Annotated in this window: 9 protein-coding genes; 3 read left to right on the forward strand and 6 right to left on the reverse strand. The window is 65.6% G+C overall.

The window, feature by feature from the left end; translation table 11 throughout:
• Nucleotides 1-60: 60 nt before the first annotated feature.
• Both J7E80_RS04440 and hutG read left to right on the forward strand, forming a co-directional pair.
• Complete coding sequence (locus J7E80_RS04440; protein ID WP_215050272.1) at nt 61-1,503, forward strand: NCS2 family permease; 1,443 nt, start codon at nt 61-63, stop codon at nt 1,501-1,503.
• Nucleotides 1,504-1,642: 139 nt separating this feature from the next.
• Nucleotides 1,643-2,677, forward strand: a complete 1,035-nt coding sequence (gene hutG, locus J7E80_RS04445; RefSeq protein ID WP_215050273.1) for a formimidoylglutamase — start codon at nt 1,643-1,645, stop codon at nt 2,675-2,677.
• Nucleotides 2,678-2,751: 74 nt separating this feature from the next.
• On the opposite strand, the gene J7E80_RS04450 is transcribed toward hutG, so the two are convergent.
• Together J7E80_RS04450 and J7E80_RS04455 are read right to left on the reverse strand one after the other, a co-directional pair.
• Nucleotides 2,752-4,941: a transglycosylase domain-containing protein gene (locus J7E80_RS04450; RefSeq protein ID WP_215050274.1), complete on the reverse strand. Its 2,190-nt coding sequence runs from the start codon at nt 4,939-4,941 to the stop codon at nt 2,752-2,754.
• Between the two features lie 183 nt (nt 4,942-5,124).
• Nucleotides 5,125-6,429 (reverse strand): cation:proton antiporter, encoded by a 1,305-nt coding sequence (locus J7E80_RS04455; protein ID WP_215050275.1) that lies wholly within the window; start codon nt 6,427-6,429, stop codon nt 5,125-5,127.
• Nucleotides 6,430-6,631: 202 nt separating this feature from the next.
• On the opposite strand from J7E80_RS04455, the gene J7E80_RS04460 reads away from it, so the two are divergent.
• On the forward strand, nt 6,632-6,892 hold the full coding sequence (locus J7E80_RS04460) for a hypothetical protein (protein WP_215050276.1): 261 nt from the start codon (nt 6,632-6,634) through the stop codon (nt 6,890-6,892).
• A 113-nt stretch (nt 6,893-7,005) separates the two neighbouring features.
• On the opposite strand, the gene J7E80_RS04465 is transcribed toward J7E80_RS04460, so the two are convergent.
• From J7E80_RS04465 to J7E80_RS04480, 4 genes are all read right to left on the reverse strand, one after another.
• The gene (locus J7E80_RS04465; RefSeq protein WP_215050277.1) at nt 7,006-7,242 is read right to left on the reverse strand and encodes a hypothetical protein; all 237 of its coding nucleotides are present in this window, start codon (nt 7,240-7,242) and stop codon (nt 7,006-7,008) included.
• Between the two features lie 162 nt (nt 7,243-7,404).
• Nucleotides 7,405-8,997 (reverse strand): histidine ammonia-lyase, encoded by a 1,593-nt coding sequence (gene hutH, locus J7E80_RS04470; protein ID WP_215050278.1) that lies wholly within the window; start codon nt 8,995-8,997, stop codon nt 7,405-7,407.
• 149 nt (nt 8,998-9,146) lie between these two features.
• On the reverse strand, nt 9,147-10,844 hold the full coding sequence (locus J7E80_RS04475; protein WP_215050279.1) for a urocanate hydratase: 1,698 nt from the start codon (nt 10,842-10,844) through the stop codon (nt 9,147-9,149).
• 400 nt (nt 10,845-11,244) lie between these two features.
• Nucleotides 11,245-12,984 (reverse strand): HNH endonuclease signature motif containing protein, encoded by a 1,740-nt coding sequence (locus tag J7E80_RS04480; protein WP_215050280.1) that lies wholly within the window; start codon nt 12,982-12,984, stop codon nt 11,245-11,247.
• Between the last annotated feature and the right edge of the window lie 29 nt (nt 12,985-13,013).

Below are 13,013 nucleotides of genomic sequence, written 5' to 3' on the forward strand. Positions count from 1 at the left end.
CCTGGGGCATCCCCGCGACCCAATAGGATGCAACCAACCCCAAAATCTCCCGGAGGACTAATGCTTAAGCAGGGCTCTGCACTGGACCGGTACTTCAAGATTTCCGAACGGGGGTCAAACTTCTCCCGAGAGATCCGCGGCGGTTTTGCGACATTCTTCGCGATGAGCTACATCGTGGTGCTGAACCCCCTGATCCTTTCCGGCCCGGATTCCTCCGGAGCCAGCCTCGGTTTTCCGGCCGTGGCGGCTGCCACCGCGTTCGTGGCAGGCATCCTGACCATCCTCATGGGCGCCTGGGCCAAGCACCCGTTCGCGATGGCCACCGGACTTGGGGTCAACGCCTTCGTGGCGGTCACTGTCGCCACCAATCCGGGCCTTACCTGGCAGGACATGATGGGCATGGTGATGTTCTCTGGCCTCACCATGCTGATCCTCGTGCTCACCGGCTTCCGGACGGCCGTCTTCAGGGCAGTGCCCGAAGGCCTCAAGACGGCGATTGTGGTGGGCATCGGCCTGTTCATCGCCCTGATCGGACTGGTCAACGCGGGCTTTGTGCGCCGCATCCCCGACGTCGCCGGCACCACAGTCCCGGTGGGTCTCGGTTTTGACGGCAAGCTCCTCGGCTGGCCCACGCTGGTGTTCGTGTTCGGACTCGTCCTGACCATGGGCCTGCTGGTACGCGGCGTCAAGGGCGCCATTTTGATCGGCATCGTCTCCTCCACCATCCTGTCCGTGATTCTTGAATTCACGCTGCATATCGGTCCCAGCGTTGACGGTGAAAACTACAATCCGCAAGGCTGGTCCCTCGTTGCCCCCACATTCACGGAATGGGCGGCCCCGGACCTCTCCCTCCTTGGAAAGGCCAATCCCATCGGCGCGTTCGAACACCTCGGCTTTCTCGCCGCAACCCTTCTGGCCTTCGTAATCCTGCTCAGCATCTTCTTTGACGCCATGGGCACCATGGTGGGCCTGGCCAATGAAGCCGGAACGGTGGACGAGGAGGGCAACATCCCCAACGTCGACCGCGTGCTGCAGGTCGATGCACTCGGCGCCATTGTGGGTGGCGGCGCGTCCGTGTCCTCCAACCAGATCTACGTCGAATCCGGCGCCGGCATCGGCGAAGGAGCGCGGACCGGCCTGGCCTCGATCGTGACCGGCCTGCTGTTCCTGGTAGCCATGTTCTTCACCCCGCTCATCAACCTGGTGCCATTCGAAGCCGTGGCCCCCGCGTTGGTGGTGGTGGGCTTCATGATGGCGGCCCAAGTGGGCAAGATCGACTGGACGGACTGGGGCATCGCCCTCCCGGCCTTCCTGACCTTCACGCTGATGCCGTTTACGTACTCGATCGCCAACGGCCTGGGCGCTGGATTCATCTCCTACGTCCTCATCCGGACCTTCCAGGGCCGGGCCCGCGACGTCCACCCGCTCATGTGGGCTGTGGCCGCCGCGTTCGTCCTGTTCTTCGGCATCGGGCCCATCGAGCAGGCTCTGGGCATGGAGTAGGCGCCTCGTCCAGATCGGGTTGTAGAGGCCGCTCGACACTGCCGCCACATGCCATCTCGCGGTAAGGGTTTCCGGGATTACAGACAGGACGACGGCGGCATGGCTGGTTTTCGACCTGCCGTTGAGGTGAGCTTGGAACATGGATTTTCCCGCCCTCGCCGTCGACGTTCATCCGCACTCCTGGACGGGCCGTTTCGACGGCGACGGCGAAGCACACCGCCGGTGGTGGCAGGCCGTGACCCCTTACGGGGAAGTCCGCAGCGGCGTCAGTCCGTTCCGGGCCGATCCGCCAGTCAGGGTTGCCCCGCCTGTCAGCGCCTCCTCCGCCGCCGGGGTTGCCCCTTCTGACCGGCCGGCCCGCCCGGCCGTGGTCCTCGGCTTCTGCAGCGACGAGGGCGTCCGGCGCAACAAGGGCCGGACCGGCGCCGCAAAAGCACCGGCCGCCATCCGCAGTGCACTGGGCCCGCTGGCTTTCCATCTGGGCAGACCCGTCCTGGATGCCGGCGACGTGGCAGTCCGGGACGGCCAACTCGAAGCGGGCCAGGCAAGGGCGGGGGTCGCAGTCTCGGCACTGCTCGACGCCGGCAACCTGACGTTGCTGCTGGGCGGCGGCCACGAGACCGCCTTCGCGAGCTACCTCGGCGTCGCCGGCTCCGAAGCCGTGCGCGGCGGCAAGCGCCTCGGGGTGCTCAACCTGGACGCCCACTTCGACCTCCGCGATGAGGCCGCACCCAGTTCCGGCACGCCGTTTCTCCAGATGGCCCGGGCGGAAGCTGCCGCAGGGCGCGAACTGAAGTACGCCGTCGTCGGCCTTTCCGAACCGAACAACACGCAGGCTCTGTTCAACACCGCCCACCGCCTGGGCGTGAAATATCTCGTGGACGAGGACTGCACTCCGGACGCGGTGCATGCTTTTGTGGCGGATTTCCTGGCCGACATTGACGTTCTGTACCTGACGATTGATCTTGATGTGCTGCCGGCTGCGGTGGCTCCGGGGGTGAGCGCGCCGGCGGCGTTCGGTGTCCCGCTGCGGATCATCAGCGCCGCCTGCCGCCAGGCGGCCGCCAGCGGAAAGCTGCTGCACGCGGATGTGGCGGAGCTGAACCCTGCTTTCGACGTCGACGGCCGCACAGCCCTCGTGGCGGCACGGCTGATCAACACCCTGCTGGCTTAGCCCGTCAGGACGGGCCTCCGCCAGGCCCGGTGGACGGACCCGGATCGTACCGGTTGTCGCTCCGATCAGACCTGTCAGCGGGCTTTGTTGCGGTGCCGCACTGACGGGCGCGGCGCGGGAACCTTCTTGATCATGGAGGCAGCGGGTTTGGGGAATGCCTCGGCGGGATACAGTCCGGCCACCTTGTTCATGTACTGAGACCACTGCGGCCCGGCGATCATGTAGCCGTCGACGCGGTCGTAGAACTTTCCGTTGATGGTGAGGTTCCGGCCGGGCCGCTTCTGCCCCTCCAGTGCGTCGCCGAAGAAGGAGGCCGTGGCCAGCCCGGTGGTGTAGCCCACCACCCAGCTGGCACCGTTGCTGTTGTTCGTGCCCGTCTTGGCCGCAATCGGCATGCCGCTCTTGATCTTGGGCTTGATGTAAATTCCGGACCCGACCTTGAGGACGTCCTGAAGCACCGCATTCACGCCGCGGGCAACCTCCCGGTCGACGGCGTCCTTGCAGCTGGGCTTCTGGCCGGGAAGCGGCTTTCCCGCGAGGTCCGCCACCCGAAGGATGGCCATCGGCGCACAGTACTGGCCATCGGCGGCGAACGTGGCGAAGGCGTTGGCCATCTGAAGCGGGGCCACAGCCGTACCTCCGAGGATATTGCCCAGCTGGTGCATGTTGACCCGGGAGCCGTCCAGCCCGCTGTGGATACCCACTGCGTCGACCATTTTCTGGATTCCGCAGAAGTCCAGCTGTGCCGCGGAGGCAAATGTGGCGGTGTTGATGGAGTTGTAGAGCCCGTAGTTGACCGGCATCTTCCGGTAGTAACCGGCAGAGGCGTTCTGCAGATCATCGGCGGCTTCAAGTCCTGCCTTGCGCTGCTTGGTGCTGTAGGCGCCGAGGACCTTCCCGCAGGAGGACCGCCACTTGAATCCGAGCGGATATTCCCGCTTGGACGCGTCCACGACCTGCGTGATCTTCTTGCCCTCGTTGAGCCATTGCGCGAAGGTGAACGGCTTCATGGTGGAGCCTGGCTGGAAGCCCCCGGCGCCGTTAAGATCATTGCCATTGGGGTCCTGGGAATCCACGTTGAAATTCAGCTGCGTGTCGAACTTCCCCTTCTGGGGCAGGAACACCGTGTTCTGCGCCATCGAGAGGATCTTGCCGGTACCCGGCTGGACCGAGATCACGGACGCCCCCCACCTGCCAGGGTTATCCCCTGCCGTCGCGTCCACTTGGGCCTGGGCCGCGGCCTGCAGGCGGCTGTCAAGGGTGGTGGTGATGGTCAGCCCGCCGCGGTACAGCTTCTGCTCTCGCGCTTCGGTGTCCGGGCCGAACGCGGGGTTGTTCAGGATCAGATGGCTCACGTAGTCACAGAAATAGGGGGCCATCGTTGCGGCGGCGCAGCCCTGGTTGGATGGCCTCAGCTTCAGGGCCACGCCCGTGGCCTTCGCGGCGACATACTGCTTCCTGGTGATCTTGCCCTGTTCGAGCATCGCCTGCAGGACCTGGTTGCGCCGCGCGAGGGAGTTCTCCGGATTGGTCACCGGATCGTAGAAACTTGGGCTGTTGACCAGCCCGGCCAGCAGGGCCGCCTGCGGCAAGGTGAGTTTGCTCGCCGGAACACTGTAGAAGTGCCGGGCGGCCGCCTCAATTCCGTAGGCGCTGCGGTTGAAGAAGACAATGTTGAGATAACCCTCGAGGATCTGGTCCTTCGTGTATCTCTGTTCCAGAGCCATGGCCAGCCGCATCTCGCGCAGCTTGTCCCCGATGTTCTTCTGTCCGCTGAGGATCACCTGCTCTTCACGACCGGCGGAGATCTTTGATTCATTGACGACGTTGGTCACGTACTGCTGGGTCAGGGTTGACGCGCCCTGCCGCTCCCCCCGGGTGAGATTGCTCGTCAATGCGCGCAGAACGCCCTGGGTATCCACGCCGCTGTGCTCGTAGAACCGGCTGTCTTCGATCGCAATAACCGCATCCTTGATAAACGGGGACATCTGTCGGAGCGGAACACGCACCCGGTTTTCGGTATAGAAAATGGCGATCGGTTTTCCGTCCGACGTCACCATCCTGGTGGTTTGCGCCGGCGGATCCACCGCCAGTTCAGTGGGAAGGCTGTTGAAATAGGAGATCGACCGGCTGACCGTGGTGCCGGCGAGGGCGGCCGCCGGCACGAGGAAACTGGCCACGAGGACTCCACAGATGCCGCTGACCAGCAGGAACCCGAGCATCCCAGCCAAGGCCCCAGCCGTCTTGGACAGAAACTTCTTCATTCTTCCAGCTCACCACGCATCCTGATTGCCTTCAGGATACGCGCCGCCCTGTCACCCTATCCACACACCGCCACCCAGCCCGGCGTGCCATCCCGGCCAGGAGGCACCGGACAACCCACCTCGGCCGGCCACCGCCGCCAGCCCACCACCGCCAGCCCACTGTCGTAGACGGGAGTGACCGTCTTAGACCGGAGTGTGCGGCGCCTTTCCTTCGTCCCCGAATTCCTCGGCCGCCCGACGCTCGCGAAGCCGGTCCAGCCGCAACATCACCGGGGCAGTCGTGACACCGTGCAGCAGCACTGACGCGGCCACCACCAGGCCGACAAGCGCCCAAAGGTAATCCGCTTGGGGCCCGAACTCGCCCTTGCCGAGCGCATACGACAGGTAATACAGCGAGCCGATGCCACGGATGCCGAAGAAGGAAATGGCGGTCCGTTCCCGCGGGCCGGTCTTGCCTCGGGCGAGGGCCAGCCAGCCGGACAGCGGACGGACCAGCAGCAGGAAGGCCAGCGCCACCCCTATCTCGGCCCAGCCCATTCCCGCCAGGAGGCCTCTTGCGATCGCTCCGCCGAACAGGACCAGGATCACGACGGTCATCAGCCGCTCCAGTTGTTCCACGTAGGCGTGCAACACGCGGTGGTAACCGTGAGTGTGCTCTGCGGCCCTGATGGTCACGGCACACACGAAGACGGCGATGAAGCCGTAGCCCTCGACCATCTCGGTCACGCCGTACGCCAGGAACGTGGCGGCCAGCGCGACGAATCCCTCGGAGTGGTTGGAGAGGCGGATGCTGTCATGCCGCGCGGAGAAGAAGAGCCTGGCCAGAGCCTTGCCGGTCCCGTACCCCAGAAGCATCCCCATGCCAATCCGCCACAGGACATCCACGGCGAACCACCCAGGGAACCATGCCGACGGCGACGTGCCCACGACGCTCATGGCGATAGCCAAATAAACGAACGGGAAGGCGAGGCCGTCATTAAGTCCTGCCTCGGAGGTCAGCCCGAACCTGACTTCGTCCTCCTTGTCCGTTTCTTCGTCCTCATCGGCCGGCTCGCCGACCTGGACCTCGGAAGCCAGGACGGGGTCCGTGGGGGCCAGGATGGCTGCGACGAGCAGGGCGGCAGCCAGTCCCAAGCCAAGGACCCATAGGCCAAGGATTGTCAGGCCCAGAATGGACAGCGGCATGGCAATCCCGAGCATTCGCCAGGTGGTGGCCCAGCGGCGGAGGCCAATCGGGCGGTCCAGGGCCAGCCCTGCACCCATGAGCGAGATGATGACGCAGACTTCCGTCAGGTGCATCGTGAAATCTGCGTGCAGGACAGGGTCCGGATCAGGAAGACCGCCCAGCAGGCTGAAGGCGGCGAACCCGGCGGCCAGGAACACCATGGGCATGGAGAACGGCGCGTTCCGGAGGAGCTTGGGCAGGATTGCGGCGACGAAAACGGCGACACCGGCCGCGACGAAGATGATGCTTGGGGCTTCAAACACTGTCGCCTCCTGGTTCATTCCGGGTATGCGCGGGTCTGACCCACATTAGCGGCCGGGTCAATCCCGACGGGAGCTTTCGCACTGGTGTGGAACCAGCGAGAAAGAGCCGGCCAAGCAGGTTAAATGCCAGTCATCTTACGTTTAAAGATACGCGGGGGTAGACTTGGCTCCGGTCTCGGCACGAAACACAGAAAGTCGGTACATGAGCACAGCAACAATGGAGCGCCCAACCGCTTCGTCATCCGCGTCAAGCTCGTCGAATTCCCGGTCCATCCACCTGGCCTTCACCAGCGCGGACCAGGTCCACGATGGTTTGGAATCTGCAGTCGAATCCCTGATCGAAACAGCCGCCCAGGAGGGCACCTGCGGCATCCGGGTCACCCGGTATGAGGCGGGCCGGTACACCGTCGCCCTCGACGAGTCTGTCCCCTTCGGCGAAACGCACGAAGACATCGCAGCCTAGCACGCAAAAAGCCCCCGCCTCTGGCCTCATCCGTTGCTGAACAGCACCGGATGATCCCACGGTCGGGGGCTTTTTTGTGCGTAAACCCTAGTATTTGATGATGGTACGGGCGGCTAGGCCCGCCGGACCTGCACGCCGTCGGACTTCATGAAGGGCTGCGAGTCGGAATGCCCGCTGCCCACAAGCCAGAGGACGTTACCGCTCCGTGAGATCTCCTCAACCTCGCCCGCCGCAATGACATGCGCGTGCTTGATGATCTCGACCCGCTCGCCAGGCTGCAATGATCCCCAGTCGGAAACCGTAGCAGCATGTGCGATGCGCCTGGATAGGACTGCCCCACGTGCTTTCATTTGAACTTCTACCCCTTTGTGATGTTCGTGCGCCACAGCATCTTTGATGTGACTTTTACTACACCTTCAGTTCTACTACACTCCGCACGCGTGTGCCGGTCGCGTTGCAGAGTATTTCGGCGGCGCCGGAAAAAGTTTCCCGGCGCCGCACATTGTTCAGCCTCAGGCAAGAATCCCTACGGCGGATTCGGCAGCGGCGCGCACCTCGCCGGACGCCACCAAACGGTCAGCTGCCTCCAGCTCAGGCGACAGGAACCTGTCTGTGCCCGGACCGTCGACGACGTTGCGCAGCGCGGCGATGACGGCCGTCCCCGCGGGGCCCGGTGTCAGGGCTCCCCCGGAGAGCTGCGTGCGCATGTCGATGGCACGTGCCGACGTCACGAGTTCGATCGCCAGGACGCGGCGCAGGTTTTCGACTGCCTTCCTGAGTTTGCGTGCGGCGTGCCAGCCCATCGAGACATGGTCCTCCTGCATCGCGGAGCTCGGAATCGAGTCCACCGAGGCAGGAACCGCCAGCCGCTTGTTGTCCGAGACCAGGCCCGCCTGGGTGTACTGGGCGATCATCAGCCCCGAATCCACGCCCGGGTCACCCGCCAGGAATGCCGGCAGTCCGTGGGAGCGGGCCGGGTCCAGCATCCGGTCCGTGCGCCGCTCGGCGATGGAACTTAGGTCCGCCACGGCGATGGCCAGGAAGTCCAGCACGTAGCCCACCGGCGCGCCGTGGAAGTTGCCGTTGGACGAGACGCGCCCGTCCGGCAGGACCACCGGGTTGTCGATGGCGGCCGCGAGCTCGCGGGACGCCACGAGGTCAGCATGGTCCACGGTGTCCCGCACCGCCCCCGCCACCTGTGGAGCACAGCGCAGCGAGTAGGCGTCCTGGACCTTGGAGTCCCCCACACGGTGCGACGCCACGATCGGCGAATTCGACAGGACCCGCAGCATGTTGTCGGCACTGGCGGCCTGTCCGGGGTGCGGCCGCAGGGCCGCGTGGAGTTCCGGCAGGAACACCTGATCGGTGCCGAGCAGCGCCTCGACACTGAGCGCTGCGGTGATATCCGCCGTCGTCAGCAATTGCCGGATGTCCGCGATGGCCATGAGCAGCATGCCCAGCATGCCCTCAGTGCCGTTGACAAGTGCCAGGCCCTCCTTCTCCGCGAGGGTGACCGGCTCGATCCCATGGTGGGCGAGGACTTCGGCCACGGGGCGCCCGTTCTTGCCGCCGTAAAGCTCGCCGTCGGGGCCCGTCGCCTCGCCCTCGCCCATCAGCACCAGGGCACAGTGCGAGAGGGGCGCAAGGTCACCGGAGCAGCCCAGCGAGCCGAATTCGCGGACCACCGGAGTAATGCCGGCGTTGAGCACGTCCACCATGGTCTGCAGGACAACGGGGCGGACGCCGGTACGGCCGGAGGCCAGGGTCTTGGCGCGCAGGAACATGATGCCGCGGACCACTTCGCGCTCCACCGCCGGGCCCATGCCCGCTGCGTGGCTGCGGATGAGCGACTTCTGCAGCTGGGTCCGAAGCTCGTTCGGGATGTGCCGGTTGGCCAGCGCCCCGAAGCCCGTGGAGATGCCGTAGGCGGGAACGTCACTGGAGGCGAGGTCGTCGATGTGGGCCCGTACCTTGGCCACTGTGTCGAGGGCTTCCTGGGAGACGGTCACCTTGGCATCGTGGCGGGCGACGGCGACGACATCCTCGGGAGTGACGCCGCTGGAGCCGAGGGTAACGGTCAGCGGTTGTTGGGTAGTGATGGTCATGATTCCTACTTCTCTGGGGGCCACGCAAGCAGGGTTCCTGGGCCGAGCTTGCGAGGTTAGGGGATCGTGGGGATCGATTGCTCCGTAAGGGCCCTTTTGGAGGCTCAGAACGGCAGTTACGGAGCAATCGATGGATGTTTGGACCCTGGTTAGCGGGTTTCTGTCATGGGGATGCGGACGCCGCGTTCCTTGGCGACCTCGACGGCGCGCGGGTAGCCGGCGTCGGCGTGGCGGATGACGCCCATGCCGGGGTCGTTGGTGAGGAGGCGTTCGAGTTTCTGGGCTGCGAGGTCGGTGCCGTCGGCGACGGAGACCTGGCCGGCGTGGATGGAGCGGCCGATGCCCACGCCGCCGCCGTGGTGGAGGGAGACCCAAGTGGCCCCGGAGGCGGTGTTGAGCAGCGCGTTGAGCAGCGGCCAATCGGCGATGGCGTCCGAGCCGTCGGCCATGGCCTCGGTTTCCCGGTAGGGGGAGGCAACGGAGCCGGAGTCGAGGTGGTCGCGGCCGATCACGATGGGCGCTTTGACCTTGCCTTCCTTGACGAGCTGGTTGAACAGGAGCCCGGCCTTGGCGCGTTCGCCGTAGCCCAGCCAGCAGATGCGGGCGGGCAGGCCTTCGAACTCCACGCGTTCACCTGCGGCATCTAACCAGCGGTGCAGGTGCTTGTTCTCCGGGAAGAGCTGCTTGATGGCCGCATCCGTGACGGCGATGTCCTCCGGGTCTCCGGAGAGAGCCACCCAGCGGAACGGGCCCAGGCCCTCGCAGAACAGCGGGCGGATGTAGGCCGGAACGAAGCCGGGGAATTCGAAGGCCCGGGTGTAGCCCCCCTTCCGGGCTTCGTCGCGGATCGAGTTGCCGTAGTCGAACACCTCGGCGCCGGCGTCCTGGAATTCCACCATGGCCTGGACATGCTTTGCCATCGATGCCTGGGCCTTCTTGGTGAAGCCTTCCGGGTCCGCGGCGGCCTCGCGGTGCCATTCCGCGACGGAGATGCCCTCGGGGAGGTAGGACAGGGGGTCGTGGGCGGAGGTCTGGTCGGTGACGATGTCCACGGTGAGCTCGCCGGCGTTGTGCCGGCGCAGGATCTCGGGGAACACCTCCGCGGCGTTGCCCACGTACCCCACGGACCAGCCGCGGCGCTCTTCCTTGGCCTTAAGCACCTTGGCGATGGCGGCGTCGAGATCCGTTTCGACCTCGTCCAGGTAGCGCTTGCCGGCGCGGCGGCGCAGGCGGGTCTCGTCGACGTCGACAATCAGGCACGCGCCGTCGTTCAGGGTGACGGCGAGCGGCTGGGCGCCGCCCATCCCGCCGCAGCCACCGGTGAGGGTCAGGGTCCCGGCGAGGGTGCCGTTCTCGTCCCCGGTGAGTTTGCGGGCGATCGCGGCGAAGGTCTCGAAGGTGCCCTGCAGGATGCCCTGGGTGCCGATATAGATCCAGGACCCGGCGGTCATCTGGCCGTACATCATCAGGCCCTCGGCCTCGAGCCGGCGGAATTCAGGCCAGTTCGCCCAGTCACCCACGAGGTTGGAGTTGGCCAGGAGTACGCGAGGCGCCCACTCGTTGGTGCGGAACACACCCACCGGCTTGCCGGACTGAACCAGCAGGGTCTCGTCCTTTTCCATGCTCTCCAGGGTGCGGATGATCGCGTCAAACGCCGCCCAGGACCGGACCGCACGCCCGGTGCCGCCATAGACCACCAGGTCATCCGGGCGTTCGGCGACCTCAGGGTCCAGGTTGTTCATCAGCATGCGCAGCGGGGCTTCCGTCTGCCAGGACTTGGCGGTGAGCTCGGTGCCGCGGGCTGCTTTGACCGGGCGGGCACCGGTGGTGAAATCGGCGGGTGCCATGAGGGGCTCCTTCGAGTTGCTGGGTGGTTCGGTGAAGTGCTTCTGTATCAACTAAAGCCCCTCCCCGGCAGCGTAAACAGGGGTTTCGGAACGCCCCTGTCCGGTATTCCAGACGGTGTACGCGCCTGCCAGACCGGGACCGTGTTAGTTCGCGGGGCGCCTTGGATTCGCATGAGTGGTCGCCGCAGCACGCGATCCTGCGGACGCTTGCCGGCCACTTGTCAGGCGGGAGTCTTTTCCTTACGGGATGTGAAGGCGGCTGCCGTCGTCGGAGATTCACGTGATCCATCCCGGCGGCCATCGAGCCGCTCACGGACACCGGCTACCGCCAGTGCATAGCAGATCGACGTGCAAGCAGGACGATTGCAAGGCAGGACCAGTCGCAAGGGGCTGCGTTTTCCTAGGCCGCGTATGCCTCGGAGGACAGAAAGAGCGCCCAGTCACGGAACGGGTCCTCGGCTACGGGATCATCTGTCAGCTCAACCTCGGGCGGCAGGTCCTCGATTGTCGCCGGGTCTGTCGCCACGTCTGTCGCCACGTCGGGGTCACCGTCCACCCCAGGAGCCACGGGCACGGCCACGGGGTGGCCACGCTTGTTGTCTGACTGTTCGGGTATTCCGGGCATTCCGGGCATTCCGGGCATTCCGGGCATTCCGGGCATTCCGGGGCCAAGGTTGTTGGCCTTGGCAAGGATCTCTCTTGGCCATTGAGGTGGTTCCCAGTCGGGTTGTTCACTGGCATAGTTGCGGCCTGTAGGTGAGGTCCAGCCGGGCGGATCGTTGGCGCTGGCAGCGGTGGGCGTCCATGCGGTGGCGTGTCTGAGGCGGTGGTGTTTGGGGCATGGCTGACCGAGGTTGCTGATCCCGGTGGACCCGCCGTCTGCCCAGGCAAGGAGGTGGTCTGCGTCGTTGTCCAGGGAATGGTTGTTGCAGCCGGGGAACGGGCATTTCCCATCCCTCAACCGCAGCCATTGCCGCAGCGCCTTGGGGATCCGGTAGCTGGTCCGTCCGATCTCCAAAGGGGCACCATCACGCGGATCAGTCAGCACCCTCAGGAGCGACGACGCCCCGTCCGCAACAAGGGCGCGCCCCATGGACGGCGGAATGGGGCCGTACCCGTCCAGCACGGCCGGCTCCTCGGTCAAGCCGAGCAGCGAGAACACCGGAACGGTTATGAGGACCTGGGCTGCCGGGGACGGAACATGGCTAAACGGCGGATGGCTTGCCGTCGCGCCGTCCAGTATGCCGCCTACGAGGGCGCCGTCCTCGAGGGTGCCGTCCTCGCTGCCCTCACTGTTGACGGAGGGCGTTCGTTCGCATTCGGCAGTGAGGAGCCACGCGGCGGCGACATCGGCACGAAGCTGGGCAAGCGTCCTCGCTTCCTCCGGTCCCTGCAGGGCTCTTGCGGCGGCGGTGGTGCGGTCCCAGATGCCGGCGGCCTGGCCGGCAGGCAGGTAGGCAGAAAACCAGGCCAAGCCGTCGCGGTCGGGGGCGTACTCCACCCGCCGGTCAAGGACGCTGCGGGAATGGCGCTTCTCAATGCTGACGGGGTGGTGCCGTTCCCGCCAGATCCGCGCCTTTGCGCGGAATCTTGCGGGTACAAGTTCCCCGGCCGGGCAGCCCCGCGCCGGGGTGGGCGCCTCCTGGTCCAGGAAATGCGCCTCCATCCTCGCAGCCCCTACCCTGTCGAGATTGGCGGCTTCGTCGACCATGACCCGTGCGTGCTGCCATGAAATGCTTCCGGCCCGCAACGCGGACAATGTCAGCGGCAGGGCGGTGGTGAGTGTGCGGGCTTCGGAAAGGAGTGTGCCGGCGGTGCGTTCGCTGACCGTCAGGACGCACGCAACCTCAGCGGTCACGGCCATCTCTTGGCAGGCGTGTTCCTGTGGGGACAGGGCCGGTGCCGTCATGGCCATGGCAGCATCGGCATATCCCGCGGCGAGGTGTACTTTCAGGGCGGCCATTCTTGCTTCCACCCGGGCCACCTCAGTCAGGCCGTCCAGACACGCATCCGCCTGGTCACGAAGAGGGTCCGCAGCAGCCAAGCACGAGTTGTTCGCCGCGCGACGGACCAAAGCAGCCAGCGCAGCGACGGAAGCCTCGACGGCCTCCAACGTCTCTACAGCGGCTCTGCTTTCCATGGGCAAAGCATCTCAGGAGGCACTGACAT

Source organism: Arthrobacter sp. ISL-28 (genome assembly GCF_018613875.1).
Lineage (GTDB): Bacteria > Actinomycetota > Actinomycetes > Actinomycetales > Micrococcaceae > Arthrobacter.

Bases quoted from the DNA above. Each gene is read 5' to 3' on its own strand.
- J7E80_RS04465 (WP_215050277.1), bottom strand. From the start codon at position 7,242: ATGAAAGCACGTGGGGCAGTCCTATCCAGGCGCATCGCACATGCTGCT.
- hutG (WP_215050273.1), top strand. From the start codon at position 1,643: ATGGATTTTCCCGCCCTCGCCGTCGACGTTCATCCGCACTCCTGGACG.
- J7E80_RS04450 (WP_215050274.1), bottom strand. From the start codon at position 4,941: ATGAAGAAGTTTCTGTCCAAGACGGCTGGGGCCTTGGCTGGGATGCTC.
- J7E80_RS04475 (WP_215050279.1), bottom strand. From the start codon at position 10,844: ATGGCACCCGCCGATTTCACCACCGGTGCCCGCCCGGTCAAAGCAGCC.
- J7E80_RS04440 (WP_215050272.1), top strand. From the start codon at position 61: ATGCTTAAGCAGGGCTCTGCACTGGACCGGTACTTCAAGATTTCCGAA.
- hutH (WP_215050278.1), bottom strand. From the start codon at position 8,997: ATGACCATCACTACCCAACAACCGCTGACCGTTACCCTCGGCTCCAGC.
- J7E80_RS04460 (WP_215050276.1), top strand. From the start codon at position 6,632: ATGAGCACAGCAACAATGGAGCGCCCAACCGCTTCGTCATCCGCGTCA.
- J7E80_RS04480 (WP_215050280.1), bottom strand. From the start codon at position 12,984: ATGGAAAGCAGAGCCGCTGTAGAGACGTTGGAGGCCGTCGAGGCTTCC.